This is a genomic window from Saccharothrix coeruleofusca, from assembly GCF_014648515.1.
In the GTDB taxonomy this organism is placed as follows: domain Bacteria; phylum Actinomycetota; class Actinomycetes; order Mycobacteriales; family Pseudonocardiaceae; genus Actinosynnema; species Actinosynnema coeruleofuscum.
In genome coordinates, this window is the sequence record NZ_BMRG01000002.1 from 30,384 (window position 1) to 55,063 (window position 24,680).

Annotated in this window: 26 protein-coding genes; 13 read left to right on the forward strand and 13 right to left on the reverse strand. The window is 73.3% G+C overall.

The window, feature by feature from the left end:
• Positions 1–53: 53 nt before the first annotated feature.
• From IEZ00_RS36195 to IEZ00_RS04720, 4 genes are all read left to right on the forward strand, one after another.
• Positions 54–170, forward strand: a complete 117-nt coding sequence (locus IEZ00_RS36195; RefSeq protein ID WP_306344663.1) for a helix-turn-helix domain-containing protein — start codon at positions 54–56, stop codon at positions 168–170.
• 79 nt (positions 171–249) lie between these two features.
• Positions 250–1,788, forward strand: a complete 1,539-nt coding sequence (locus IEZ00_RS04710) for a DUF7782 domain-containing protein (protein WP_189221824.1) — start codon at positions 250–252, stop codon at positions 1,786–1,788.
• Complete coding sequence (dtd, locus tag IEZ00_RS04715) at positions 1,785–2,210, forward strand: D-aminoacyl-tRNA deacylase (protein WP_189221825.1); 426 nt, start codon at positions 1,785–1,787, stop codon at positions 2,208–2,210. Before IEZ00_RS04710 ends, dtd begins: the two co-directional genes overlap by 4 nt.
• A gap of 224 nt (positions 2,211–2,434) precedes the next feature.
• Positions 2,435–3,427: a sigma-70 family RNA polymerase sigma factor gene (locus IEZ00_RS04720; protein ID WP_372448467.1), complete on the forward strand. Its 993-nt coding sequence runs from the start codon at positions 2,435–2,437 to the stop codon at positions 3,425–3,427.
• 185 nt (positions 3,428–3,612) lie between these two features.
• On the opposite strand, the gene IEZ00_RS04725 is transcribed toward IEZ00_RS04720, so the two are convergent.
• Entirely contained in the window at positions 3,613–4,536 is a 924-nt protein-coding gene (locus IEZ00_RS04725) for a phosphotransferase family protein (RefSeq protein WP_189221826.1), read from the reverse strand.
• 89 nt (positions 4,537–4,625) lie between these two features.
• Between IEZ00_RS04725 and IEZ00_RS04730 the strand changes: the two genes are divergently transcribed.
• Positions 4,626–6,290 carry a fumarate hydratase gene (locus tag IEZ00_RS04730; RefSeq protein WP_276530096.1) on the forward strand — a complete coding sequence of 555 codons (1,665 nt, stop codon included), beginning with the start codon at positions 4,626–4,628 and terminating at the stop codon, positions 6,288–6,290.
• Between the two features lie 72 nt (positions 6,291–6,362).
• Here IEZ00_RS04730 and IEZ00_RS04735 read toward each other — a convergent pair whose 3' ends face one another.
• The 5 genes from IEZ00_RS04735 to IEZ00_RS04755 form a co-directional block, all read right to left on the reverse strand.
• The gene (locus IEZ00_RS04735) at positions 6,363–6,809 is read right to left on the reverse strand and encodes a hypothetical protein (protein WP_189221827.1); all 447 of its coding nucleotides are present in this window, start codon (positions 6,807–6,809) and stop codon (positions 6,363–6,365) included.
• A 186-nt stretch (positions 6,810–6,995) separates the two neighbouring features.
• Complete coding sequence (locus tag IEZ00_RS04740; RefSeq protein ID WP_189221828.1) at positions 6,996–7,475, reverse strand: hypothetical protein; 480 nt, start codon at positions 7,473–7,475, stop codon at positions 6,996–6,998.
• Between the two features lie 53 nt (positions 7,476–7,528).
• On the reverse strand, positions 7,529–8,656 hold the full coding sequence (locus IEZ00_RS04745; protein WP_229795090.1) for a hypothetical protein: 1,128 nt from the start codon (positions 8,654–8,656) through the stop codon (positions 7,529–7,531).
• A complete protein-coding gene (locus IEZ00_RS04750; RefSeq protein ID WP_189221830.1) occupies positions 8,653–9,909 on the reverse strand; it encodes a glucarate dehydratase family protein in 1,257 nt (418 codons plus the stop codon). Before IEZ00_RS04750 ends, IEZ00_RS04745 begins: the two co-directional genes overlap by 4 nt.
• Positions 9,906–10,844 (reverse strand): 5-dehydro-4-deoxyglucarate dehydratase, encoded by a 939-nt coding sequence (locus tag IEZ00_RS04755; protein ID WP_189221831.1) that lies wholly within the window; start codon positions 10,842–10,844, stop codon positions 9,906–9,908. The genes IEZ00_RS04750 and IEZ00_RS04755 overlap by 4 nt, the downstream gene beginning before the upstream one ends.
• A gap of 390 nt (positions 10,845–11,234) precedes the next feature.
• Here IEZ00_RS04755 and IEZ00_RS04760 point away from each other — a divergent pair, with 390 nt between their 5' ends.
• Genes IEZ00_RS04760 through IEZ00_RS04770 form a run of 3 tightly spaced genes read left to right on the forward strand, consistent with a single transcriptional unit; the run spans position 11,235 to position 14,366 of the window.
• The gene (locus tag IEZ00_RS04760; RefSeq protein ID WP_189221832.1) at positions 11,235–12,017 is read left to right on the forward strand and encodes an IclR family transcriptional regulator; all 783 of its coding nucleotides are present in this window, start codon (positions 11,235–11,237) and stop codon (positions 12,015–12,017) included.
• A gap of 37 nt (positions 12,018–12,054) precedes the next feature.
• Positions 12,055–12,879 (forward strand): NAD-dependent epimerase/dehydratase family protein, encoded by an 825-nt coding sequence (locus IEZ00_RS04765; protein ID WP_189221833.1) that lies wholly within the window; start codon positions 12,055–12,057, stop codon positions 12,877–12,879.
• Positions 12,876–14,366 carry an aldehyde dehydrogenase (NADP(+)) gene (locus IEZ00_RS04770; RefSeq protein WP_189221834.1) on the forward strand — a complete coding sequence of 497 codons (1,491 nt, stop codon included), beginning with the start codon at positions 12,876–12,878 and terminating at the stop codon, positions 14,364–14,366. The genes IEZ00_RS04765 and IEZ00_RS04770 overlap by 4 nt, the downstream gene beginning before the upstream one ends.
• A gap of 265 nt (positions 14,367–14,631) precedes the next feature.
• Here the strand turns inward: IEZ00_RS04770 and IEZ00_RS04775 are convergent, their stop codons facing one another.
• On the reverse strand, positions 14,632–14,838 hold the full coding sequence (locus IEZ00_RS04775) for a DUF397 domain-containing protein (protein WP_189221835.1): 207 nt from the start codon (positions 14,836–14,838) through the stop codon (positions 14,632–14,634).
• Entirely contained in the window at positions 14,835–15,689 is an 855-nt protein-coding gene (locus IEZ00_RS04780; RefSeq protein ID WP_189221836.1) for a helix-turn-helix domain-containing protein, read from the reverse strand. The genes IEZ00_RS04775 and IEZ00_RS04780 overlap by 4 nt, the downstream gene beginning before the upstream one ends.
• A gap of 160 nt (positions 15,690–15,849) precedes the next feature.
• Between IEZ00_RS04780 and IEZ00_RS04785 the strand changes: the two genes are divergently transcribed.
• Positions 15,850–16,245: a heavy metal-responsive transcriptional regulator gene (locus IEZ00_RS04785; protein ID WP_189221837.1), complete on the forward strand. Its 396-nt coding sequence runs from the start codon at positions 15,850–15,852 to the stop codon at positions 16,243–16,245.
• A 91-nt stretch (positions 16,246–16,336) separates the two neighbouring features.
• On the opposite strand, the gene IEZ00_RS04790 is transcribed toward IEZ00_RS04785, so the two are convergent.
• Positions 16,337–16,765, reverse strand: coding sequence for a GNAT family N-acetyltransferase (locus IEZ00_RS04790; protein WP_229795092.1), 429 nt, complete (start codon positions 16,763–16,765; stop codon positions 16,337–16,339).
• A 100-nt stretch (positions 16,766–16,865) separates the two neighbouring features.
• Here IEZ00_RS04790 and IEZ00_RS04795 point away from each other — a divergent pair, with 100 nt between their 5' ends.
• The 4 genes from IEZ00_RS04795 to IEZ00_RS04810 all read left to right on the forward strand — a co-directional run bounded on the left by IEZ00_RS04795 (position 16,866) and on the right by IEZ00_RS04810 (position 19,760).
• Positions 16,866–17,834: an ATP-binding cassette domain-containing protein gene (locus IEZ00_RS04795; RefSeq protein WP_189221838.1), complete on the forward strand. Its 969-nt coding sequence runs from the start codon at positions 16,866–16,868 to the stop codon at positions 17,832–17,834.
• Positions 17,831–18,634: an ABC transporter permease gene (locus IEZ00_RS04800; RefSeq protein WP_189221839.1), complete on the forward strand. Its 804-nt coding sequence runs from the start codon at positions 17,831–17,833 to the stop codon at positions 18,632–18,634. The genes IEZ00_RS04795 and IEZ00_RS04800 overlap by 4 nt, the downstream gene beginning before the upstream one ends.
• 128 nt (positions 18,635–18,762) lie before the next feature.
• The gene (locus IEZ00_RS04805) at positions 18,763–19,311 is read left to right on the forward strand and encodes a hypothetical protein (RefSeq protein ID WP_189221840.1); all 549 of its coding nucleotides are present in this window, start codon (positions 18,763–18,765) and stop codon (positions 19,309–19,311) included.
• The gene (locus IEZ00_RS04810) at positions 19,311–19,760 is read left to right on the forward strand and encodes a hypothetical protein (protein ID WP_189221841.1); all 450 of its coding nucleotides are present in this window, start codon (positions 19,311–19,313) and stop codon (positions 19,758–19,760) included. Before IEZ00_RS04805 ends, IEZ00_RS04810 begins: the two co-directional genes overlap by 1 nt.
• Before the next feature lie 88 nt (positions 19,761–19,848).
• Here IEZ00_RS04810 and IEZ00_RS04815 read toward each other — a convergent pair whose 3' ends face one another.
• From IEZ00_RS04815 to IEZ00_RS36200, 4 genes are all read right to left on the reverse strand, one after another.
• Entirely contained in the window at positions 19,849–20,175 is a 327-nt protein-coding gene (locus IEZ00_RS04815) for a hypothetical protein (protein ID WP_189221842.1), read from the reverse strand.
• A 279-nt stretch (positions 20,176–20,454) separates the two neighbouring features.
• The gene (locus IEZ00_RS04820) at positions 20,455–21,243 is read right to left on the reverse strand and encodes a GntR family transcriptional regulator (protein WP_229795094.1); all 789 of its coding nucleotides are present in this window, start codon (positions 21,241–21,243) and stop codon (positions 20,455–20,457) included.
• Positions 21,244–21,302: 59 nt separating this feature from the next.
• Positions 21,303–23,972: a bifunctional acetate--CoA ligase family protein/GNAT family N-acetyltransferase gene (locus IEZ00_RS04825; protein ID WP_189221843.1), complete on the reverse strand. Its 2,670-nt coding sequence runs from the start codon at positions 23,970–23,972 to the stop codon at positions 21,303–21,305.
• A 2-nt stretch (positions 23,973–23,974) separates the two neighbouring features.
• Positions 23,975–24,680, reverse strand: a 706-nt coding sequence (locus tag IEZ00_RS36200; protein WP_506347056.1) for an arginase family protein, incomplete at its 5' end; no start/stop codon positions are given.

Genomic DNA, 24,680 nt, shown 5'->3' on the forward strand with positions numbered 1-24,680 from the left:
CGCAGGGCGACTCCCGCGAAGCGGCCAAAACCCTTTCCGTCCACCCGAACACCCTGCGGTACCGGTTGCAGCGGATGACCGAGGTGACCGCGTTGCCGGTGGAAGACCCGGAACAGCGGTTGGCCATGGCGATCGCATTGGCCGTCCACCGTCGACGCGCACGCCGGTGAAGTGGCGGAGAAATGCCCGAACGCGCTATTCGGAGTGCCCGAATGCGCAATTCGCGGTGCGCGGGCGCGCGACTCGCGGATGAGGGCTGGCCGCGCGGCGCGGACGGCGGGTTGGGAGCATGTGCGGGTGCTGCCTGATCTCTCCACAGACCTGACCGCGCGGCTGCGCGAGGCTTTCCGGACCGCCGGCTACGACGCCGACGGCGTGGTCGACGCGCTGGGGCCGCAGGCCCACGCCGCGCTGGGCCGCGGCGAGCCGGAGGCCGCCCGGCGGGCCACCCGCGACGCGGGCGCGCTGGGCACCCTGGTGCGGCTGTTCCTGCTCGGCGACGCCGAGCCGGAGGCCGAGGTGCGCCGCGCGCTGGCCCCGCTGGACCTCGACGAGGCCGTCAAGGCCGAGGTGCTGCGCCCCGACGGGGACGCGCTGCGGGCGGGCCTGGACATCCGCCCCTACGGCGATGACGAGGGCTCCTGGTGGGTGGTCGCCGACCTGGACTCCGACCAGCGCGGCGGACCGGTCCCGGCCGACCACGTGCTGGGCGTCGGGCACGCCTCGATCAGCCTGGCCCGCGCCACCTCCCGCCGCCCGGTGGACACCCTGCTGGACCTGGGCACCGGGTGCGGCGTGCAGGCGCTGCACGCCAGCAGGCACGCCAGGTCGATCACCGCCACCGACCTGTCCGAACGCGCGCTCGCCCTGGCCGCGGGCACGTTCCGGCTCAACGAGGTCGACGTGCGGCTGGGCCGCGGCGAGTGGTTCGCGCCGGTGCGCGGGCGCAGGTTCGACCAGGTCGTGTGCAACCCGCCCTTCGTGGTCGGCCCGCCGAGGGTGGACTACGTCTACCGCGACTCGGGCCTGGGCGGCGACGACGCCAGCGCGCTGGTGGTGCGCCAACTGCCGTCGTTCCTCAACGAGGGCGGCGTCGGGCAGCTGCTGGCCTCCTGGCTGCACCGCAGGGGCGAGGACTGGGCCGACCGGGTGGCCTCGTGGCTGCCGCGCGGCGGCGTGGACGCCTGGTTCGTGCAGCGGGACGTGGCCGATCCGACGCTGTACGTCGGGACCTGGTTGCGCGACGCGGGGGTGGACCCGCGCTCGGCGGAGGGCCGGGCCAAGGCGGCCGCGTGGTTGGACTGGTTCGCGGACAACGACGTGGAGGGCATCGGCTTCGGGTTCGTGACGCTGCGCCGGACCGACGCCCAGCACCCCGAGGTGGTGTGCGAGGACCTGCGCCACGCCTACGACGACCCGCTGGGCCCGGAGACCGCCGCCTGGCTGGACCGGGTGGACTGGCTGCGCCGCAACGGCTCCGCGGAGAGCCTGCTGGCGACCCGGTTCACCGTGCCGGACACCGTGGTGCTGGAGGAGGTCTCCGAGCCCTCCGACGAGGGCTGGCAGGCGGTGGTGCGCAGGCTGCACCGCACCGACGGCCCCGGCTGGCAGCACGAGGTGGACGCCACCGCCGCCGCGCTGCTGGCGGGCTTCCGCGGCGCGCTGCCGCTGGAGGACCTGGTGACGCTGCTGGCGTACGCGCACGACCTGCCGGTGGACGCCCTGGTGGAGGCGGCCCTGCCGGTGGTGCGGGACCTGGTCCGGCACGGCATGGTGGTGCCCGCGTGAGGGCGGTCGTCGCGCGGGTGACCGAGGCCCGCGTGGTCGTCGCCGACGAGGTGGTCGGCGCGATCGACGAGCCCGGTCTGCTGGTGCTGCTGGGGGTGCACGCGGACGACACGCCCGACAAGGCGCCGCTGATGGCCCGCAAGCTCCACGAATTGCGCGTCCTGCGCGACGAGCAGTCGTGCGCCACCACCGGCGCACCCCTTCTCGTTGTGAGTCAGTTCACACTTTATGGCGAGACGAGGAAAGGCAGGCGGCCGTCCTGGACGGCCGCCGCCCGTCCCGAGCACGCCGAGCCGTTGGTCGACGCGGTGGTGCGAGAACTGCGCGAGAAGGGCGCTCGGGTGGAAACGGGGCAGTTCGGCGCGATGATGTCCGTCCACAGCGTGAACGACGGTCCGTTCACCGTGTTGGTGGAACTGTAGATCCTTCTCAGCCAATCCTCAGGATTGCGCGCGCAACCGCTGTGACGGCAGTGACGTCTTCAAGTTCGGGAAGCGGGAACCATTTAGACCGGCGGAACGTTTCCCCCAGTGTCCAGCCAAGCAGCGATCGGTTGGCTCCGACCGCCGAAAGGCTCGCCGCGCGACGCAGCGCGGGTGTGTGACGCGACCGCACGCCAGCCCGCGAAAAAGGGGGAGGGAGCTCCATGACCGTCCCGAAGGTCCTCGACCGCGAGGTCGGGAACGACATGACCGTCACGAGCGCCGAGTTGGACCTCGACGCCCAGGGACCGGCCGCTGACCTGGTTCGGGTCTACCTGAACGGGATCGGCAAGACAGCGCTGCTGACCGCGGCGGAGGAAGTAGAGCTCGCGAAGCGGATCGAGGCGGGGGTCTTCGCGCAGCACATGCTGGAGACCGCGGCCGACCTGCCCGCGGAGCGCCGCGCCGAGCTGCGCGCGCTGATCCGCGACGGGCACGTGGCCAAGAACCACCTGCTGGAGGCGAACCTGCGCCTGGTCGTTTCGCTGGCCAAGCGGTACACCGGACGTGGAATGCCGCTGCTGGACCTGATCCAGGAGGGAAACCTGGGTCTGATCCGCGCGGTCGAGAAGTTCGACTACACCAAGGGTTTCAAGTTCTCCACGTACGCGACGTGGTGGATCAGGCAGGCGATCACCCGCGGAATGGCGGACCAGGGTCGCACCATCCGCCTTCCCGTGCACCTGGTGGAACAGGTCAACAAGCTCGCCAGGATCAAGCGCGACCTGCACCAGCAGCTGGGCCGCGAGGCCACCCACGAGGAGCTGGCCAAGGAGTCCGGCCTGTCCGTGGACAAGGTCGTCGACCTGCTCGACCACGCGCGCGACCCGGTGAGCCTGGACATGCCGGTGGGCGCCGAGGAGGACGCCCCGCTGGGTGACTTCATCGAGGACTCCGACGCCACCGACGCGGAGAGCGCGGTCATCTCCGGCCTGCTGCAGGACGACCTGCGCCGGGTGCTGGCCACGCTGGAGCCGCGCGAGCAGGCGGTGATCCGGCTGCGCTACGGCCTGGAGGACGGCCAGCCGCGCACGCTGGACCAGATCGGCAAGCAGTTCGGCCTGTCCCGCGAGCGGGTGCGGCAGATCGAGCGCGAGGTCATGTCCAAGCTGCGCCAGGGCGAGCGCGCCGCCAAGCTGCGGGCCTACGCGAGCTGACCCGCGTCACCCGTTGACCGGCTTGACTTGTGAGGCCGGTCACGGCACGGTCGTGCGGTACACGAGCCACGCGACACCTCCGGTGGAGGTGGTCGCACGCTGAGGAAGGTCGGGGCGGTCGGGGGCCGGCCCGGCCTTCCGCGCGTTCGCGGAGCGTGTTCGCAGCGGGGGTCGCGGCAGAGGGCTCACAGCAGGTCCAGGTAGACCGCCAACTGCTCGCGGAAGAACCGCTCGTGCACGTCCCACTCCGTGCCCCGGTAGCCCCGCGGCACGCCCTCCACGATGAGGATCAGGCACAGGTACACGCGGTAGAGCGCGATCCTGGTGCGCATGGCGCCGGTGATCTCGCCGAGCCCGTAGCCCGCCAGGAAGTCCTCGTCGAGGTCGGCGAACACGCAGACCGTCGCCAGCTCCGCCAGCGGGTCGCCGAACAGGGCGCGCTCCGGGTCGATGACGCCCTCGATCCGCCCGTCGAGCAGGAAGACGTTGCCCTCCCACAGGTCGAAGTGCACCAGGGCGGGCGTGGTCACCTCGTCCAGCGCGGGCGCCCCGGCCGCGATGGCCGGGCGGACCTCCGGCAGGGCGACGCCGAACCTCTCCGCGTCGGCGAGCACCGCCTCCACCATGGCCGGGAACGCCTCGCGCCACGTGGGCGCGTTCGGGCCCTGGGGGTAGCCGAACACCTCGCCGGTGATGCCGTGCATCTCGCGCGTGATGGCGCCGAGGTCGCGCCGCAGCGCCCGGTGCTCCTCGTCGGTGAGCCGCTCCCGCGCCGCTGACCACGGTTCGCCGCGCAGCGCGGTCATCACCAGCAGGCCGTCCTCGGCCAGCAGGACCTCCGGCACGGGCAGCCCGCGCGCGGCCATCAGCCGCAGCGCCAGCACCTCGGTGCGCATCAGGTCGCGCTCGTAGGTGAGCAGCGGCACGTCCGGCGGCGGGGCCGCCTTGAGCACCGCCTGCCGCCCGTCGACGGCGGTGAGGCGGTAGGCGCTGCTGAACATGCCGTCGGTCAGCTCGACGTGCTCCGCCAGCGGCGCGCCCAGCGCGCGACGGGTGACGGCGTCGAGCTCGGCGGTGGTGAGCCGGCGCTTGGTGAGGCTGTCGACCACGACGCGAATCACACCACGACCGGGCGGACGCACCGCGCGAATCGGTATAAGTTCGGCGGAACCCGAACGCGCGCAAGGGAGCCCGCGACGTGCCCGCAGTGCCCACCACTTTCCAGCACACCGACGTCCTGCCGCTGGCCGAGGACGAACACACCGAGTACCGCCTGGTCACCGCCGAGGGCGTGTCGGTCGTCGAGGCGGCCGGGCGCACCTTCCTGCAGGTCGAGCCCCAGACGCTGACCCTGCTGGCCAAGGAGGCGATCCGCGACATCCAGCACCTGCTGCGGCCCTCGCACCTGGCGCAGCTGCGCGCGATCGTGGACGACCCGGAGGCCAGCGGCAACGACCGGTTCGTGGCGATGGACCTGCTGCGCAACGCGTGCATCTCGGCGGGCGGCGTGCTGCCCATGTGCCAGGACACCGGCACCGCCATCGTGATGGGCAAGCGCACCGAGTCGGTGCTGACCGGCGGCACCGACGAGGAAGCCCTCTCGCGCGGCATCTTCGAGGCCTACCAGGAGCTGAACCTGCGGTACTCGCAGATGGCCCCGGTGACGTTCTGGGACGAGAAGAACACCGGCACCAACCTGCCCGCGCAGATCGACCTGTTCGCCGCGCCCGGCACCGCGCCCAAGTACGAGTTCCTGTTCATGGCCAAGGGCGGCGGCTCGGCCAACAAGACGTTCCTGTACCAGGAGACCAAGGCGCTGCTGAACCCGTCGCGGCTGGCGAAGTTCCTGGACGAGAAGCTGCGCTCGCTGGGCACCGCGGCCTGCCCGCCGTACCACCTGGCGGTGGTCGTCGGCGGGCTGTCGGCGGAGCAGAACCTCAAGGTCGCCAAGCTGGCGTCGGCGCGCTACCTGGACGGGCTGCCCACCGAGGGCTCGGCGCTGGGCCACGCGTTCCGCGACGTGGACCTCGAGCGGCAGGTGCTGGAGCTGACCCGCGAATTCGGCATCGGCGCCCAGTTCGGCGGCAAGTACTTCTGCCACGACGTGCGCGTGATCCGGCTGCCCCGGCACGGCGCGTCCTGCCCGGTGGGCATCGCGGTGTCCTGCTCGGCGGACCGGCAGGCGAAGGCGAAGATCACGCCGGAAGGCGTCTTCCTGGAGCAGTTGGAGCGCGACCCGGCCCGCTTCCTGCCCGAGGTGCAGGGCGAGGACCTCTCCGACGAGGTGGTCCGCGTCGACCTGACCCGGCCGATGGCCGAGATCCGGGCGACCCTGTCGGCGCTGCCGGTCAAGACGCGCGTGTCGCTGACCGGACCGCTGGTCGTGGCGCGCGACATCGCCCACGCCAAGATCAAGGAGCGGCTGGACGCGGGCGAGCCGATGCCGCAGTACCTGCGCGACCACCCCGTCTACTACGCCGGTCCGGCCAAGACCCCGGACGGGTACGCGTCGGGGTCGTTCGGGCCCACCACGGCGGGCCGGATGGACTCCTACGTCGAGCAGTTCCAGGCCGCGGGCGGGTCGCTGGTGATGCTGGCCAAGGGCAACCGCTCGCGCCAGGTGACCAACGCCTGCAAGCAGCACGGCGGCTTCTACCTCGGGTCGATCGGCGGCCCGGCGGCGCGGCTGGCGCAGGACTGCATCCGCAAGGTCGAGGTGCTGGAGTACCCCGAGCTGGGCATGGAAGCGGTGTGGAAGATCGAGGTGGAGGACTTCCCGGCGTTCGTCGTGGTGGACGACAAGGGAAACGACTTCTTCGCCGAGACCTCCGCCCCGACGCTGCAGATCTCGTTCCGCAAGTAGCGCGCGAGCCGGGCGTTCGGGCCGGAGGTGCCCGAACGCCCGGTTCGCGGTGTCGGAACGCCCGGTTCGCGGTCAGGCGGTCTGCTCGCGGGCTTCCAGGATCACGCGGCGGTCGCCGAGGGGGGCGTCGAGGGTGACGGTGAGCGGGATGTCGCGCAGCTCCTGGCTGCACATGCCGCCGCCCTCGGGCGGGTAGTAGGTGCTGACCAGGGTGATCAGCACCGAGTCGCCGGACTGGGCGGTCACCTCGGCGGAGGCGTTCTTGCAGCCGCCGGTCAGGCCGATCACCTGCAGCGTCCGGCCGTCGCCGGAGACCAGGACCCGCTGCTTGTAGGTGTCGGGCAGGGTGCTGCCGTCGACCCGGTCGGCGGGCACCTCGGAGGCGTCGGGCACGGGCGCGGCGCTGGTCTGCGGGGGCTGCGCCGAGCCGGTCCGCCCCGGCTGCGAACCCGGCTGCGAACCGGGGGACGAGGGCGGGACGGCACCCGGCGCGGACGGCTCGGGAGACGCGGATGACAACGTTGTCGGACTCGTCGTGGACGAGCCCGAAGACGGCGGGGAAGACGGCTCGGAGGTGCTACCGCACCCGGCGAGCACGAGCGCGGCGAGGGCCACGGCGACTCTGACGTTCCTCATACCGCTAGGACGGTACTCCGCCCCGGAGCGGTTGCAGGGTGCCCGGCGGGCCGGGCACCCCGGCGCTCGCTACCGCTGCTCCTGCCGGGTGCTCAGCACCACCGACCGCTCCCCCAGCGGGGCGTCCAGCTTCGCGGTCAGCGGCGGGTACCGGATGTCCATGGTGCAGACCTGCTGGTCCTTCGGCAGGGTCTCCACCAGCACGACCTTCACCACCTGCGCGGACTGCTCGGCCACCTCGACACTGGCCCGGCCGCACCCGGCCTCCTGCCCGATCACGCCGAGCACGCTGCCGTCCGCCTCGGTCCACACCGCGCGGGGGCTGCCCTCGGGCAGGGCGGTGGCGTCCACCCGCGCCTCGGGCACGGCCGTGCCGCCGGGCGGGACGGGGCTCTCGAACTCCTCCGAGGGCGGCGCGCTGGAGGGCGACGACGGCGCGGTGGTCAGCGTCGGCCCCGCCCCGGCGTCGCCACCGGGCTGGGACGTGGCGCAGCCGACCAGCGCCACCAGCAGGGCCGCTGCTCCGACCGCGGTTCCTAGGCTTCTCATGCCCCGAGGACGGAACGGCCGCGCGAGCGGGTTGCTCCGCCCTTCGTTGACAGTTACCCGTCGAGCCGCGCGACGGCCTGCCGCAAGGCGTCCAACCGGGCGGGTGAGGCCAGACCCGCGTGGTAGAGGTGGAACTCGGCCACGCCCGCCTCGCGGTAGCTCCGCCACTCCCCCGCCAGCGCGGCGCCGTCCACCGGCTTGGGCGGCAGCCCCAGCACGTAGGCGGCCAGCCGGGTCGACGGCGCGGCCACGCGCAGCGCCGCGATGGCGGGCAGCGACGCCTCCGGTCCCGGCCAGCAGGTCGTGGTCAGCACGTCGACTTCGGCGCCCAGCCCGTCGGCCACGGTGGCGAACGGCCCGGTGCCCCACGGGTCGGCCGTGGCGTGCACGGTCACCCGCACGCCCGGCGCGGTGGCGCGGACCAGCCCGACCAGCTCGGCGCGCAGGTCGCGCGCGATGCCGGTGCGCACCTCGCGCACGTGGGCGGCCAACTCCCCCAGCGCTTCCTCGACCGAGGCGGCCCCGTCGTCCACGCCCACCCGCACGGCGGCGCGCACCGCGCCGGGATCGTCGTACCGCGCGGAGCAGGCGGCGCAGAAGCACAGCGACAGCAACTTCTGCTGCGCGGGTGTCCAGTCCGCGCCGTCGGTCTTCTCGTGGTGCCCGCCGTGCGCGAACCCCAGCGGGCCGCACGCCTCCAGCACCACGCCGTCCGGCCCGCCCAGCTCCAGCACCTCGGACACCAGCGTCCGGGCGTACTCGACGACATCGGCGTTGGCGGGGCACAGCGCGTACGGGTACCGGTCGCCGAAAGCGTTGCGCACCACCAGGTCCGGGTGCAGGTCGCCCAACCTGCTGCTGTGGGTCAGCACGATCCACGCGTGCACGGGCAGCCCGGCGGACCGCAGCGCCCCCGCGGCTTCCCCGTAGGAGTCGCCACCGTCCACCCAGGACGGTTCGGCGGGGACCAGCCGCCCCCACCGCCCCGACCGCACCGGCAGGTAGAACGCCGCGTGCCGGGCGTCGACCAACCGGTGGGCGGGGTGGAACGGGGTGGCCGCGCGCGTGGTGTGGTACGACGCGGCCAGCGCCACGGCGTCCACGCCCAGCGACGCGATCCGCGCCGCCGCGTCCGGGTCGCCCACCAGGTCCCAGGGGTAGGCGTGGGCAACGCTGGTCACCACCGCGGTCGCTTCCTCTCGTAGGTCGGGTCGACGGTGCGCATGTAGCCGGTGTCGTCGCGCTGGACGATGCCGCACCCGCGGTAGTTCTCCGCCAGCCGCGCCAGCGCGTCGCGGTCCAGCTCCACGCCCAGGCCCGGCCGGTCGGGCACCGGGATCGCCCCGTCCACGAAGGTGAACGGCCGGGTGATCACGTCGTCGGCGCGGTTCCACGGGTAGTGCGTGTCGCAGGCGTAGTCGAGGTCGGGCGTGGCGGCCGCGAGGTGGGTCATGGCGGCGAGGCTGATGCCCAGGTGGGAGTTGGAGTGCATGGACAGCCCGATGCCGAAGGTCCGGCAGATGGCGGCCAGCTCGCGGGAGCGCGCCAGCCCGCCCCAGTAGTGGTGGTCGGACAGGATCACCTGGACCGCGCCCGCCGCCACCGCGGGCGGGATGTGCTCGAACGCGATCACGCACATGTTGGTGGCCAGCGGCATCGGCGCCTCGGCGGCGACCCGCGCCATGCCCTCGATCTCCGGCGCGGGGTCCTCCAGGTACTCCAGCACGCCGTCCAGCTCGGCGGCCACCCGCAGCGAGGTCTCCGGTGTCCACGCGGCGTTGGGGTCCAGCCGCAGCGGGTGGTCGGGGAAGGCCTCGCGCAGCGCGCGGACGGCCTCGACCTCCCGCTCCGGCGGGAAGACGCCGCCCTTGAGCTTGATGGAGCCGAACCCGTGCCGGTCGATCATCGCGCGGGCCTGCTCGACGACCCCGCCGGGGTCCAGCGCCTCGCCCCACTCGTCCGGCTCGCCGCCGGGGTGCCGGTCCCACTTGTAGAACAGGTAGGCGCTGTAGGGCACCGCGTCGCGGACCGCCCCGCCGAGCAGGTCCGCCACCGGACGGCCCAGCGCCTTGCCCCGGATGTCCCACGCGGCCACCTCGAAGGCGGAGAAGACGCGGTCCACGGTGGACTCGACGGTCAGCCGCCCGGTCAGCCCGTGCCGGTCCGAGCCCGCTTCGCCGCCCAGCGCCCGCGCCACCCGCGCGCGCATCCCGTTCAGGTCGTGGGCGTCCAGCCCGATCAGCTCGGGCGCGGCGGTCCTGACCCGGTTGAGGTGCCCGATGTCGCCGTAGGTCTCGCCCAGCCCGGAGATCCCCTCGTCGGTGCGCACCTCGACGATGGTCCGCAGCGCCCACGGCTCGTGCACGCCCACGGAGTTCAGCAGCGGCAGGTCCGGGAAGGCGACGGGGGTGACGGTGATGCCGCTGATCCTCATCCGGCCAGCTCCGCCCCGGCCGCGACCGGCCGCGCCCCGGCCAGCGCCCGGCCAGCGGCCACGATCCGGGCCAGCTCGGCCAGGTGCTCGGGAGTCGGGTCCAGCAGTGGCGGGCGCACCCCGCCCACGTCCAGGCCGCCCGCCCGCACCGCCGCCTTCACCAGCGCCACCGCGTACCCCGGCACCCGGTCGCGCAGCTCGACCAGCGGCCGGTAGAACTCCACCAGGTAGCGCCGCACCAGCTCGGCGTCCCCGGCCCGCACGGCGTGGTAGAAGCCCAGCGAGATCTCCGGCGCGAAGCAGAACACCGCCGAGGAGTACAGGTCGATGCCGATCCCCCGGTAGGCGGGCACGGTCAGCTCCGCGGTGGGCAGACCGTTGAAGAACTGGAACGGCTTGTCCACCGACTCGCGCACGGCCAGCACGATGCGCTGCATCAGGTCGATGTCGCCAAGGCCGTCCTTGAAGCCGCACACGGAGGGCAGCCGCGCCACCTCCACCGCCGCGTCGGGGGTGAACACGGCGTTGTTGCGCTGGTAGACGATCAGCGGCAGGTCGGTCGCCCCGGCCACCTCGGTGACGTAGCGGACCAGGCCGCCGGGCGGGCCGGCGACCAGGTACGGCGGGAGCAGCAGCAGGCCGTCCGCGCCCGCCCGGCGCGCGGCCTCGGCGAACCGGCGCGCGCTGGGCAGCGGGCCGCCCGCGCCCGCGAACACCGGCACCCGACCCGCGGTCGCCTCGACCGCCACGGCCACCGCGCGCTCGAACTCGCCCGGTTCCAGCGCGTGGAACTCACCGGTGCCGCAGGCCGCGAAGACCCCGCCCGCACCCGCCCGCACCCCCCGCCGCACGTGCTCGGCCAGCACCCGCTCGGCGATCCCGCCCTCGGCGTCGAACGGCGTCACCGGGAAGAACAGCACCCCGTCGAGTTGCATACCAGACCTTCACCCCTCGATCGCCCCGGTGGTGGTCCCACGCGGGAAGGACTCCTGCGGGGGCAGCGCCTGCCCCGGCCGCGGTGGGGACGACCGGACGGGCGCGGGCCCGTGGGACGGCGCGCGGCGCCGTCCCACGGGGTGGGGGTGGGCGGCACCGCCGCCACTAGCCGCCACCCCCACGTTCGCGGCGATGCGCCTCGCCCTCACCGGGCCGTTCCCGACGGGTCGGGAACCCCTGCGGTGCGGCGGGAGCTGCGCATGGCCTCACTCCTGGCTGTTCACATCCGTGAAAAGCAGTCGTACTTGTGAACCCGTTGGGCGGACTGTAAGAATCGCCACAGCGACGTGTCAAGACCGTGGTGCCACAACGTTTCCGTGGAGGTCCAGGTGGCTGGAGCCGCGTCACCCGCACGGCCGAACGCGGTGAAGTCGGCCGACCGGACGGTGGAGCTGCTGGAGGTGCTCTCGGCCTCGGACCGCCCGCTCACCCTCACCGAGCTGCACCGGGAGCTCAGCTACCCCAAGTCGAGCCTGTACATGCTGCTGCAGACGCTGGTGGCCAGGGGCTGGGTGGAGCTGGACGCCACCAGGGGCACCTACGGCATCGGCGTGCGCGCGCTGCTGGTGGGCACCTCCTACCTCGACCACGACCCGGTGGTGCGGGTGGCCATCCGGGTCATGGAGCAGGTCCGGCGGGAGGTCAACGAGACCGTCCACCTGGCCCGGTTGGACGGCGCGGACGTGGTCTACCTGGCCAGCCGCGAGTCCGAGCACCACCTGCGGGTGGTCTCCCGCGTGGGCAGGCGGCTGCCCGCGCACTCCACGTCGCTGGGCAAGGCGCTGCTGGCCGCGCGCGACCCGCAGGAGGTGGACGCGCTCCTGCCCGCGCGGCTGCACCCGCTGACCCCGAACACGGTCACCGACCGCGCCGCGCTGCACGCGCAGCTGGCGGGCTTCCGCGCGGCGGGCTACGCCCACGAGCGCGAGGAGAACACGCCCGGCCTGGGCTGCTTCGCCGTCGCGCTGCCCTACCGCAGCCCCGTGCTCGACGCGATGAGCTGCTCGGTGCCGCTGGGCAGGCTCGACCCCGAGCACGAGAAGCAGGTCGTGGACGCGCTGCTGCACGCGGCCCGCACGATCACCGAGCTGCTGCGCCAGTTCGGCCGCTGACCCGCTGACGACCCGTCGACCCACGGAGAGGCCACTAGTGACCGCACGCATCCTGATCACCGGCGCGGCGGGAGGCGTCGGCACGCTCATGCGCCCGCGCCTGGCCGCGCCCGACCGCGTCCTGCGCCTGCTCGACATCGCCGAGATGCCGCCCGCCGCGCCGGGCGAGCGGGTCGAGCTGGTCACCGCGTCGGTGACCGACCAGGCCGCGATGGAGGCGGCCTGCGAGGGCGTCGACGCGGTGATCCACCTGGGCGGGCACAGCCTGGAACGGCCGTGGGCGCAGATCCTCGACGTCAACATCGACGGCACCCACACCGTCCTGGAGGCCGCGCGCCGCCGCGGCGTCGGGCGGGTGGTGCTGGCCAGCTCCAACCACGCGGTGGGCTTCCACCCGCGCTCGCGCGGCGAGGCGGGCGACTACCTGTTCCCCCGGCCGGACAGCTACTACGGGGTGAGCAAGGTGGCGATGGAGGCGCTGGGCAGCATGTACTCCAGCCGCTACGGCCTGGACGTCATCGCGGTGCGCATCGGCTCGTGCTTCGAGAAGCCGCGCGACACCCGGATGCTGTCGACCTGGCTGTCCCCCGACGACGGCGCCCGGCTGTTCGAGGCGTGCCTGTCCGCACCCTCCCCCGGCTTCCGGGTGGTGTGGGGCGTGTCGGACAACACCCGCCGCTGGTTCTCCCTCGACGAGGCCCGCGCGCTGGGCTACGCCCCCGAGGACGACTCGGAGGTCTTCGCCGCCGAGCTGATCGCCGAGCAGGGCGAGCCGGACCCGGAGTCGTTGGCGCACAAGCACGTGGGCGGCCTGTGGTGCGGCCCGGAGTTCGACACGGCGGTTCAGGAGGCGGGCCGGTGAGCGTGCAGGGCTACGACCCCCGGACCGGGCGGGCGCACGGCGAGCCGGTCCAGGAGAGCACCGCCGCCGAGGTGGCCGCCGCCGCCGAGGCGGGCGCGGCGGCCTTCCCTGCCTGGTCTGCGCTGTCCGCCGGGCAGCGCGCGGCGGCGCTGGACGCGCTGGCGGACGCGCTGGACGCGGCCTCGCCGGAACTGGTCGGGATCGCCGACGCGGAGACCGCGCTCGGCGTGCCCCGGCTGACCACCGAGCTCAAGCGCACCACCAACCAGCTGCGGCTGTTCGGCGGGGTGCTGCGGGAGGGCAGCTACGTCGAGGCGGTGCTGGACTCGGCCGACCCGGACACCATCCCGCCCCGCCCCGAGCTGCGGCGGATGCTGCGTCCACTCGGGACGGTCGCGGTGTTCTCCGCGTCCAACTTCCCGTTCGCCTTCTCGACCGCGGGCGGGGACACCGCCTCGGCGCTGGCGGCGGGCTGCCCGGTGGTGCTCAAGGCGCACCCGTCGCACCCCGGCACGTCGCGGGCCACCGCCGAGGTGCTCGCCTCCGCGCTGCCGGAGGGCGTCTTCGGCGTCGTCCACGGCACCGGGGCGGGCGTGGCGCTGGTGCGGCACCCGGCGATCCGCGCGGTCGGCTTCACCGGTTCCACCGGCGGCGGGCGGGCGCTGTTCGACCTGGCGCAGTCCCGGCCCGACCCGATCCCGTTCTACGGCGAGCTGGGCAGCGTGAACCCGGCCGTGGTGCTGCCCGGCGCGGCGGCGCGACGGCCCGAGGAGCTCGCGCGGGGCTTCGCGGACTCGCTCACCCTGGGCGTGGGCCAGTTCTGCACCAACCCCGGCCTGCTGTTCACGCCGCCGTCGCTGGTGCCCGCGCTGGCGCGGGCGGTGGCCGCCGCCAGTGGTGGGCCGATGCTCAACGAGCGGATGCGCGACTCCTACCGCTCGGGCACCGATGAGCTGGCCTCGTCCGAGCTGGTGCGGCAGGTGGCCCGCGGCACCGCGCCCGACGGGGGGTGGAGTGTCGAGCCCCGGCTGTTCGAGGTCGGGCTGGAGACCTTCGCCGAGAACCTGGAGCGGCTGAGCGAGGAGCACTTCGGCCCGACCGGGGTGGTGGTCACCTACGACGACGTCGACCGGCTGCTGGCGGTGCTGCCGAAGCTGCCGGGCACGCTCACCGGCACCGTACACGCCGACGACGCCGAGCACGAGCTGGCGGGCCGGGCCGCCGCGGCGCTGCGCCAGGTGGCGGGCAGGCTGGTCTTCAACGGCTGGCCCACCGGCGTGGCCGTGGCGTGGGGGATGCACCACGGCGGGCCGTGGCCTGCCACGACCAACCCGCTGCACACCTCCGTCGGCGCGACCTCGATCCGCCGCTGGCTGGCCCCGGTGACCTACCAGTCGTGGCCGGAGGCCCTGCTGCCCGCCGAGCTGCGCGCGGACAACCCGCTGGGCATCCCGCGCCGCGTGGACGGCGTGCTCGGCACGCACTGACCGATCAGCGCAGGCGGGCGGCCCCGTCCGGAGCGAAGCGGTAGCCCCTCCTGGCTACCGCTTCATCGCTTCGCGCACACCTGTCCGCACGTGGAAGCGGGCGAGCACTGCGAGGGGGGTCCTCCTCCTCCGCGATGGGCGGGGCCGGAGGGGTGCAATCGTTTTCAGAACCGGGCGGCCGGTGGCGCGGTGGGCGGGTCGGCGTCGTCGCCCACGGCGGCACGGTGACCGCGACGCCGGGGCGACGGCGGGTCGGTGGTGCCGGTTACCGGACCGGGTGCCCGGCGGCCGCGCGCGGGGCGGTCGCGAGTCCGGTGAGGAAAGCTCGGAAAGGACGGTCCGCAAAGGTCAGTTCGGGGCCGGGGCACTTGCTGTCGCGCACCCGTGTCGTTGTTCGGTCAACGGCCAACTCGACGCAGTTGTTGCCCGCGCCGGAATAGGAGCTTCTGCGCCACGTCTCGTTGTTGGTCATGTTTCCTTCAGTGCGGTAGCCAGTGTGCGGATGAGGGAGGCCGACTCCTTGGGCGACAAGGCGACCTCGGTGATGATCTCGTCGAAGTGCAGCAGGTAATTTTGCACGTCCGCAGGATTGTCCACCCACTTACCCCCGCCTGCGTACTCCAAGTACACGGCCGAGGGATCGTCCTCTTCGAAACGCAACGCCGTGGCACCACCGCCGGACATCGTTCCGTAGGCCCCTGCTCCAAACGGGATCACCCGAATGGTGATGTTGGGTTGCTTGGCCGCCTCCAACAAGTGCAGCAGCTGGGCCCGCATCACCTCCCGTCCGCCGACCACCCGGTGCAGCGCCGCCTCGTCGATCACCGCGTGCAGCGTCAGCTGGGGCAGCCTCCGCTGCCTGCCCGCGAGCGCGGCGATGGCCTGCTCCACCGAGACCGACGGGTCCAGGAAGCGCCGCCCGGCCAGCCGGATCGCCGCGGCGTAGGCGGGCGTCTGGAGCAGGCCGGGGATCACGATCATCTCGATGGTGCGCACCTCGGTCGCGTCCGCCTCCTGCCGCGCGTAGGTGCGCGCCTCGGGGGTGAACGCGGCGGCGTGCACCAGGCGGGTGCCGTCCTGCTTGGCGTCCTCCCAGAGCGCTTCGGCTTCGCGCCGCTCGCTCTCACTGGCGCCGTACAGCCCCAGCAGCGCCCCCAGCTCGGTCCAACTGGGACTGATGTAGCCGTTCTCCATCCGGGACAGCGTCGACTGCGTCTTGCGGGTCAGCGCGTGGTAGTCGGCCTCGGTCTTGCCCGCGCGCTTGCGCAGGGCGTGCAGGAACTGCCCGAGCTTGCGCTTGCGGCGGGTTTGGACGGCTGCCATCGGGTTCGCTCCTCACCTCGCACACGGAACTGCTGACCACAGTAGTGAGCAGGAGCGCTTCCTTCGATCGAGCACGTGCGGGTGCGTATCCGCTTCCCTGAGACGCCCTGCCGAACAGCGGCTTGACCTTGGAGTCCGCTCCAAGGTCTACCGTCGGGTCATGCGCGTTGCGGAACTGGCCGACGCGGTCGGCGTGCGCCCGGACACCGTCCGGTACTACGAGCGGGCGGGGCTGCTGCCGCCGCCACCGCGGTCGGCCTCCGGCTACCGCCGCTACCCGGCCGAGGCCGTGGACCGGCTGCGGTTCGTGCGCGGCTGCCAGAAGCTGGGGCTGCGGCTGAAGGAGATCGCCGACCTGCTGGCGGTGCGCGACACCGGCGTGTGCCCGTGCGAGCCCGCCGAGACCATGCTGCACCGGCACATCGCCGAGCTGGACGCCGAGCTGGCGCGGCTGTCCGCGCTGCGCGCGGAGCTGGTCGAGCTGGTCGGTGGCCTGCCGTCCGGGCGCTGCCCGGAGCTGGACCAGGGGGACTGGTGCCCACCGGAGGGGAGGTGACGACCATGGACGACGAGTGCGGCTGCTCGGCCGACTGCTGCTCAGCGGGCTGCTGCTGAGCCCGACCCGAACCGGCGAGGCGCCCGCCGGTTCACAGCTCCCGGCTCAGCCAGGTGGACCGCTCCACCTCGAACCCGTGCCGCCGGTAGAACCGGCGTGCCGCGTCGTTGTGCTCCTCGGTTTCCAGGAAGACCTTCAGCGCGCCTGCTTCACGACATTTCCCGAGCAGTGCTCGCATTACCGCACCGCCCACTCCCCGACCGCGATTGCGCACGTAGAACTCGTCCACCAGCGCGTCGCGCCCACCCGATTCCAGTGAGTAGCTCCAGGTGACCACCGCGCAACCGGTGTCGAACAACCACACCTGCCCGTAGTTGTCGTCGACGAGAAGCGGTTCCAGCGCCCGGATCACGCGCTGCTCGTCGTAGTGGTGGTGGTCCGCTCGGTAGAACTCACCCACGAGGGTGAGGAGCGCGGACAGGTCGGTGGGGGTGGCCCGGCGGATCTGCACACCGCGCACAGCACCACATTCTTTGCCCAATGCGCAACTTCTCGCGTCCTCAGTGGGCGGTCGGGTAATTGGCGCGAAATTGTCGGTCCCCTCGTTCATGATGGCGCGCATGGCGGAGGCGATCCTGGCCGAGGGGCTGGTCAAGCGCTACGGGTCGGTGGTGGCGCTGAACGGGCTCGACCTGGCGGTGCCGGAGGGCACCGTGATGGGGCTGCTGGGCCCGAACGGCGCGGGCAAGACGACGGCGGTGCGGGTGCTCACCACCCTGCTGCGCGCGGACCGGGGCACGGCGCGGGTCGCCGGGCTCGACGTGGTGGCCGACGCGCGCGAGCTGCGCGGCAGGATCGGCCTGTCCGGCCAGTACGCGGCGGTGGACGAGAACCTGACCGGCTTCGAGAACCTGGACATGGTGGGGCGGCTGTACCACCTGGGCCGGGCGCGCAGCCGGGAGCGGGCGCGGGAGCTGCTGGAGCGGTTCGACCTGGTCGAGGCGGCCGACCGGCCGGTGAAGGGGTACTCCGGCGGGATGCGGCGGCGGCTGGACCTGGCCGGGGCGCTGGTGGCCAGGCCGTCGGTGCTGTTCCTGGACGAGCCGACCACCGGCCTGGACCCGCGCAGCAGGCTCGGCATGTGGGACGTGATCGCCGAGCTGGTCGCGGGCGGCACCACGCTGCTGCTGACCACCCAGTACCTGGAGGAGGCCGACCGGCTGGCCGACCGGATCGCGGTCATCGACCACGGCCGGGTCATCGCGCTGGGCACCGCCGACGAGCTCAAGGACCAGGTCGGCGGCGAGCGGCTGGAGCTGTCGGTCGGCTCGGCGCAGGAGGCGGCGTCGGCCCGCGCGGCGCTGGCCCCGCTGGCGATCGGCGAGATCGTGCTCGACGAGCGCGGCCACCGGCTGACCGTGCCCGTCTCGGGCGGGGCCCACGTGCTGGTCGACGGCATCCGCAGGCTGGACGCGGAAGCGGTCAAGGTGCTCGACATCGGCCTGCGCAGGCCGACGCTGGACGACGTTTTCCTCGCGCTGACCGGGCACGGCGCCGAGGAGCGGGCCGAGGAGGAGCGGGGGGCATGAGCACGTTCACGCAGGCGCTCGGCGACGGTGCGGTGGTCGCCAAGCGCAACCTGATCAAGATCAAGCGGGTGCCGGACCTGCTGGTGTTCTCCACGCTCTCGCCGATCATGTTCGTGCTGCTGTTCGCCTACGTGTTCGGCGGCTCGATCGAGATCCCCGGCATGGACTACCGCGAGTTCCTGATGGCGGGCATCTTCGCCCAGACGGTCATCTTCGGGGCCACCATCACCGGCAGCGGCCTGGCCGAGGACATGCAGAAGGGCGTGATCGACCGGTTCCGCTCGCTGCCGATGGCCCGCTCCGCCGTGCTGATCGGCCGCACCACCAGCGACCTGGTCAACAACGCGCTGGTCATCGTGGTGATGTCGGTGACCGGTCTGCTGGTCGGCTGGCGCATCCACTCGTCGTTCGGGGAGGCGCTGGCCGGGTTCGCGCTGCTGCTGCTGTTCGCCTACGCGGTGTCCTGGGGCATGGCGATCGTGGGCCTGCTGGTGCGCAGCCCGGAGGTGTTCAACAACGCCAGCTTCATCGTGATCTTCCCGCTGACCTTCATCGCGAACACCTTCGTGCAGGAGGGCAACCTGCCGGGACCGCTGAAGACCTTCGCCCAGTGGAACCCCATCTCCGCGGTGACGGCGGCGGCGCGCGAGCTGTTCGGCAACACCAACCCCGCCTTCCCCGCGCCCGACGTGTGGCCGCTGCGGCACCCGGTGCTGACCACGCTGCTCTGGACGGTGGTCCTGCTGCTGGTCTTCGTGCCGCTGGCGACCCGCCAGTACCGCAAGGCGGTCAGCCGCTGAAACTCCTTGCCACAGCGGGAAAATCGGCGCTCGTCGCGGTGGCGGGGCGGTCCGCGCGCGAGGTCGTCCAGGTTTGTGCCCGGCACGTGACGGCAACCCGGTGGACATCCAGACCCTAGGAGGCGGAGATGTCCACCGGCACCACCATCGGCGTTGTCGTCGCCGTGCTGGTCGCACTGGCCGTGGCCGCGGTGCTGCTGAAGACCTACCTGCAGCGCAGGCACCTGCGCCGGAAGTTCGGCCCCGAGTACCAGCGCGCGGTCGAGCGCAACGGCAACCGCATGGCCGCCGAGCGGGAGCTGGCCGAGCGGGAACGCGCCCACGCCAAGCTGGACCTGCGCGCCCTCGACGAGGGCACGCGCGAGAACTACGTCCAGAACTGGGCCAAGGTCCAGGAGATGTTCGTCGACGCGCCCGCCGAGGCGGTCGGCCAGGCCGATCGCCTGGTGACCGCGCTGATGGCCGAGCGCGGCTACCCCACCGAGGGCTACGAGCAGCGCATGTCGCTGCTGTCGGTCGAGCACGCGCGGACGCTGGCGGACTACCGCGCCGCGCACGCCATCTCGCAGCGCCAGGACAGGGGCGAGGCCACGACCGAGGACCTGCGCAACGCGATGGTGCACTACCGCGCGCTGTTCGAGGAGCTGCTGGGCAGGCGCCGGGAAGGGGCGCGGTGATGACCGACCACCAGCGGCCGGACGAGCGGGTGCTCGTCACCGAGAACCCCGCGCGCCCGCGCGGGAATGAGCCCGACCACGACCGGGCCGACCACGTCCAGTCCGACTACGACCAGCGCGACTACGCCGTCGAGGCCGAGTACGCCGAGCCGGGGGAAGTCGAGGAGGTCCGGCAACCGGACGTCCAGCTGTTCACCGAGGACGAGGTCGACCGGTTCCGCGAGCAGTGGCGGGCGCTGCAGGTCGACTTCGTCGACAGCCCGCGCGAAGCCGTGCACCGCGCCGACGAACTCGTCGCGCAGGTGATCCAGAGCCTGGCCACCACCTTCGCCGAGCACAAGCGCTCGCTGGAGGGCCAGTGGCAGGAGGGCGAGCGGGTGGACACCGAGGAGCTGCGCCTGGCGCTGCGGCGCTACCGCTCCTTCTTCGAACGCCTCACCTCGGTCTGAGCCCACCCCACCCAGCACCCCGTTGTGCGTCCGGCGACCCGGGTGCACAACGGGTGACGACCCCCTGGGGCGGGAGCTGCCGGGCCGATCAGCCCGGCAGCTCCCGGATCTCCATCTCCAGCACGTCGATCTCGTCGCTGATGGCCTCGTCCAGCATCCGGTCCAGCAGCCCGCCGCAGTCGCAGTGCGCCACCCCGAACCGCGGCACCAGCTCCCACCACACCGCCGGGTTGTTCCAGAACGAGCCGGACCCCTGGTCGACGTTGGTCAGGCAGCGCAGCCGCAGGTCGTCCTCGGGCAGCGCGCGCACGAAGTCCACGAACCGCGCGAGCGCGTTGTGGTTGAGGACGGGCACCGCGCCGTACCCGCGCAGGCAGTCCTCGAGTTCCTGCAGGAACTCCTCTTTGAAGGTCACGGCGAACCACCCCGCTTCCCCCGCGCCCTTGCGGGTGAGGAGGACTCACGTCCAGCACCAACGGTACCTTCGCAAGGGCAGGTACGCGTGCCTGCCAACGGCCGCTATCCGGTTGCGATCTGCTGACGTTCAGCGGTACGCGACGCCGTTGGCGCACCGGAGGACGGCACGGGCTGAGCCACCCGGAGCAGCGACCCTCCCCTGCGCCGATCCCTGCGCCGATCCCTGCGCCGATCCCTGCGCCGATCCCCTTCGGTCCTCTGAGGACCGCAGGGAGCGCTACCGGTCGGGCCGCAGGCGGGCGGTGAAGCTGAACCGGTCCCCCCGGTACAGCGACCGCACCCGCTCTACCGGCACGCCTTGGGCGTCGCGGGACACCCGGTGCAGCAGCAGCATCGGCAGCGCCGGGTTGGTGCCGATCAGCAGCGCCTCGCGCGGCGTCGCCAGCACCGTCTCCACCCGCTCCTCGGCCTCGCCGAACACCACGCCCAGCTTGCCGGTCAGGCACTCGTACAACGACTTGGTGGGGTCGAGGACCTCCAGCAGCGTCGGGAACCGCTCGACCGACAGGTAGGTCGACTCCAGGCCGACCCGCTCGTCGTCGGCCAGCAGCACCCGCTCCAGGTGCACCACCTGGTCGCCGTGGCCGATGGCCAGGTCGCGGGCCAGCACCTCGTCGGCGGGCAGGTGCTCCACGGTGATCACGCTGCGCGCGGGCGCCACGCCCTGCCTGCGCATCCCCTCCGTGTAGCTGACCAGCGACAGCGGCTGCACCAGCTTCGGCGGGGCCACGTAGGTCCCGCTGCCCTGGCGGCGCTGCAGCTTGCCCTCCATGACCAGCTCGCCGACCGCTTGGCGCAGCGTCACCCGCGAGACCGAGAACCGCTCGGCCAGCTCCCGCTCCGACGGCAGCGCGGCGCCCTCGCCCAGCGAGTCGACCAGCCACAGCAGCTCGGTCTTGACCGCGTAGTAGCGCGGAACCCGGCCGTGCTCGGGGATGCCCGCCCGGACCGGTCCGTCCGCGCGGTACTGGGCGCGGTACTGGGGCAGGGGGTGCGATGCGGTCACGGAATCGAGCCTACGTGCCCGAACGCGCCCGCCAGACCGCCAGCGGAGTGGGGTGCGGATCACGCCACCCCACCGGGCGAGCGCAGCCTGCGCGGACCGCTGTCGTGCCGCGACGGCGGCGGCCCCAGGGTGATCCGCGCGTTGCTGACGTAGGCCCCGGCGGCGCTGGCCAGCACCGGCTCCAGCGCCAGTTCCCGCACCTCCGGCACGTCCTCGGCCAACGCCGCCAGCCGCAGCACCAGCTCCTGCAGCGCGGGCAGGTCGGCGGACTCCCCGCCGCGGTAGCCCGCCAGCAGCGGGGCCGCCTTCGGGGCGCGCACCAGCGCCGCCGCGTCCGCGTCGGTCAGCGGCACCGCCCGGTACGCCCGGTCCCCCAGCAGGTCGCTGACCACGCCGGACAACCCGAACGACACCAGCGTGCCGAACGACGGGTCGTCCTGGAGCCCCAGCACGCAGGAGATGCCCTTGGGGGCCATGCGCTGCACGTACACGTCGGACTGCCCGGAGATCTCGGCCAGCATCTCGTAGGCCGTGCGCACCGCCTGCGCGCTCGCCAGGTCCAGCCGCACGCCCACCAGGTCCGTGCGGTGCCGCAGCCGCTCGGCGGTGGACTTGAGCACCACCGGGTAGCCCAGCGCGGCCGCCGCCACCACCGCCTCGTCCGCGTCGCCCACCACCCGGAAGGGCACCACCTCCACGCCGTAGCACGCCAGCAGCCGCACCGCGGTGTCGTCGTCGACCTGCCGCTCGCCGCCCTCGTCCAGCCGCAGCGAGGCGACCAGCCGGTGCGCCGCCTCCGGGTCGATGCCCGCGGGCCGGGTGAACCGGCCCTGCGGCGCGGACCGCCAGCGGGCGTAGCGGGTGACGCGGGCCAGCGAGGCCACCGCCCGCTCCGGGCTCGGGTAGGACGGCACCGAACCCCGGCCGGGCGCGCCACCGGGACCGGGCACCGCCAGCTCGTCCGGCACGCCCTCCACCGCCAGGAACGTCGAGGCGATCGGCTTGCCGCTGCCGGTCTGCTCCACCACCTCGCGCAGCGCGCGGGCGAACTCCGCGCCGGGCACCGCCAGCGGCGGCACGAACACCACCACCAGCGCGTCGGTCCCCTCGTCCTCCAAGGCCCGGCGCACCGCCCCCGCGAACGCCTCCGGCGTGGCCTGCGCGCCCACGTCCACCGGCTCGCCCGCCAGCTCCAGCCCCTGCGCCAGCGCGGTGTCCGCGGCCAGCAGGCCGATCGCGGTGGAGTTGCCCACCACGCCGACCCTCGGCCCGGACGGCAGCGGCTGGTGCGCCAGCAGCAGCGCGGTGTCGAACAGCTGCGCCAGCGACTCCACCCGGATCACGCCCGCCTGCTCGAACAGCGCCTGCACGCTGGGCTCGTCCACCGGCACCGAGGTCGCGGCCAGCGCCGGGGTGACCGCGTGCCTGCCCGACTTCACCGCCACGATCGGCTTGCTGCGGCCCAGCCTGCGGGCCAGCCTGGCGAACTTGCGCGGGTTGCCGAACGACTCCAGGTACAGCAGCACCACGTCGGTGGCCGGGTCGGTCTCCCAGTACTGCAGCAGGTCGTTGCCGGAGACGTCGGCCCGGTTGCCCGCGCTGACGAACGTGGACAGGCCGAGGCCGCGCTGCGCCGCGGTGGCCAGGATCGCGGTGCCCAGCGCGCCGGACTGGCAGAAGAAGCCGGTGCGGCCCAGCGCGGGCAGGTGCGGCGCCAGCGTCGCGTTCAGCCGCACCGCGGGATCGGTGTTGAGCACGCCCAGCGCGTTCGGCCCGACCACCCGCATGCCGTGCGCGCGGGCCTCGGCGACCAGCCTGCGCTCGGCGCTGAGCCCGCCGGGACCGGTCTCGCCGAACCCGGCCGAGACCACCACCAGCGCCTTGACCCCCTTGGCCAGGCAGGCGTCCATCACCTCGTCCACGCCCGCCGCGGGCACCGCGACCACGGCCAGGTCCACGTCGTCGGGGATGTCCAGCACCGACGGGTAGGCCCGCACCCCGCGCACCGACCGGTGCTCGGCGTTGACCGGGTAGACCGGTCCGTGGAAGTCCGCGGCCAGCAGGTTGGCCAGCACCGCGTGGCCGATCTTGGTACGGTCGGTGGACGCGCCGATCACCGCCACCGAGCGGGGGTGCAGCAGGTTGTGCACGCTGCGCGCCTCGGCGGCCTGCTCGCGGGCGCGGGCGACCACCACCGACTCCTCGGTGGGGTCGATGTCGAACTCCAGGTGCAGCACGCCCTCGTCGAAGGCCCGGCGCACCGAGTAGCCCGCGTCCCGGAAGACCCGCACCATCTGGCCGTTCTCCGCCAGCACCTCCGCGGTGAACCGGCTCAGCCCGCGCTCGCGCGCCGCCGCGGCCAGGTGCTCCAGCAGGATCGAGCCCAGGCCGCGCCCCTGGTGGTCGTCCCGCACCACGAACGCCACCTCGGCCGAGCCGCCGTCGCCGAGCCGGTCGTAGCGGCCGACCGCGACGATGTCGTCGCCCAGCAGCGCCGCGAAGGCCACCCGGTCGGCGTGGTCGACGGTGCTGAACCGCTGGAGGTCGCGCTGGGGCATCCGCGGGTACGGGCCGAAGTAGCGGAAGTAGCGGGTGCGCTCGGACAGCCTGCCGTGGAAGGCCAGCAGGCGGTCGGCGTCGTCCGGGGTGATCGGGCGCAGGTGCACCGTGCCGCCGTCGCTGAGCACGACGTCGGCCTCCCAGTGCCGGGGGTAGTCGAAGGGGTCCACGGCTAGTCCCTCGGGTCCTCGGGGTCCAGGCCGTGCAGCGGGAACAGCGCGCGCCGGGTCTCCAGGACCGCGGTGTCCACGGGTTGCGAGGTGACCCCGCCCCACGGCTCGTGGGCCACGTCCGCGCCGTCGGTCATGGACGCGGGCAGCGGCCGGTGCGGCGCCAGCGCGCTGGTGCGCGCCACCCACCCCGCGGGCAGCGGCGTCTCCGGGTCCAGGTCGCGGTCCAGCACGGTGGCCAGCAGGTGCGTCCACGAGCGCGGGACCACGCGCAGCAGCTCGTACCCGCCGCCGCCCAGGGCCAGCCAGCGCCCGCCCGCCGTGGTCGCGGCCAGCTCGCGCAGCGCCCGGTAGATCGCGCGGTGCCCGTCCACGGTCAGCGACAGGTCCGCCAGCGGGTCCTCCCGGTGGGTGTCCACGCCGCACTGGGTGACCAGCAGCTGCGGCCGGAACGCCTTGAGCACCGAGGGCACCACGGCGTGGAAGGCGCGCAGCCAGCCCCGGTCGGAGGTGCCCGGCGGCAGCGCCAGGTTCACCGCCGTGCCCTCCGCCCCCGGCCCGCCCAGCTCGGCGGGCCTGCCGGTGCCCGGCCACAGGCTCAGCGGGTGCTGGTGCAGCGACACCGTCAGCACCCGAGGGTCGTCGTAGAACGCCGCCTGCACGCCGTCGCCGTGGTGCACGTCGGTGTCGATGTAGGCGATCCGGTCG

Bases quoted from the DNA above. Each gene is read 5' to 3' on its own strand.
- IEZ00_RS04805 (WP_189221840.1), top strand. From the start codon at position 18,763: ATGTCCACCGGCACCACCATCGGCGTTGTCGTCGCCGTGCTGGTCGCA.
- IEZ00_RS04810 (WP_189221841.1), top strand. From the start codon at position 19,311: ATGACCGACCACCAGCGGCCGGACGAGCGGGTGCTCGTCACCGAGAAC.
- IEZ00_RS04755 (WP_189221831.1), bottom strand. From the start codon at position 10,844: ATGCAACTCGACGGGGTGCTGTTCTTCCCGGTGACGCCGTTCGACGCC.
- IEZ00_RS04800 (WP_189221839.1), top strand. From the start codon at position 17,831: ATGAGCACGTTCACGCAGGCGCTCGGCGACGGTGCGGTGGTCGCCAAG.
- IEZ00_RS04740 (WP_189221828.1), bottom strand. From the start codon at position 7,475: ATGAGAAGCCTAGGAACCGCGGTCGGAGCAGCGGCCCTGCTGGTGGCG.
- IEZ00_RS04775 (WP_189221835.1), bottom strand. From the start codon at position 14,838: ATGACCAACAACGAGACGTGGCGCAGAAGCTCCTATTCCGGCGCGGGC.
- IEZ00_RS04720 (WP_372448467.1), top strand. From the start codon at position 2,435: ATGACCGTCCCGAAGGTCCTCGACCGCGAGGTCGGGAACGACATGACC.
- IEZ00_RS04780 (WP_189221836.1), bottom strand. From the start codon at position 15,689: ATGGCAGCCGTCCAAACCCGCCGCAAGCGCAAGCTCGGGCAGTTCCTG.
- IEZ00_RS04785 (WP_189221837.1), top strand. From the start codon at position 15,850: ATGCGCGTTGCGGAACTGGCCGACGCGGTCGGCGTGCGCCCGGACACC.
- IEZ00_RS04750 (WP_189221830.1), bottom strand. From the start codon at position 9,909: ATGAGGATCAGCGGCATCACCGTCACCCCCGTCGCCTTCCCGGACCTG.
- IEZ00_RS04795 (WP_189221838.1), top strand. From the start codon at position 16,866: ATGGCGGAGGCGATCCTGGCCGAGGGGCTGGTCAAGCGCTACGGGTCG.
- IEZ00_RS04710 (WP_189221824.1), top strand. From the start codon at position 250: ATGAGGGCTGGCCGCGCGGCGCGGACGGCGGGTTGGGAGCATGTGCGG.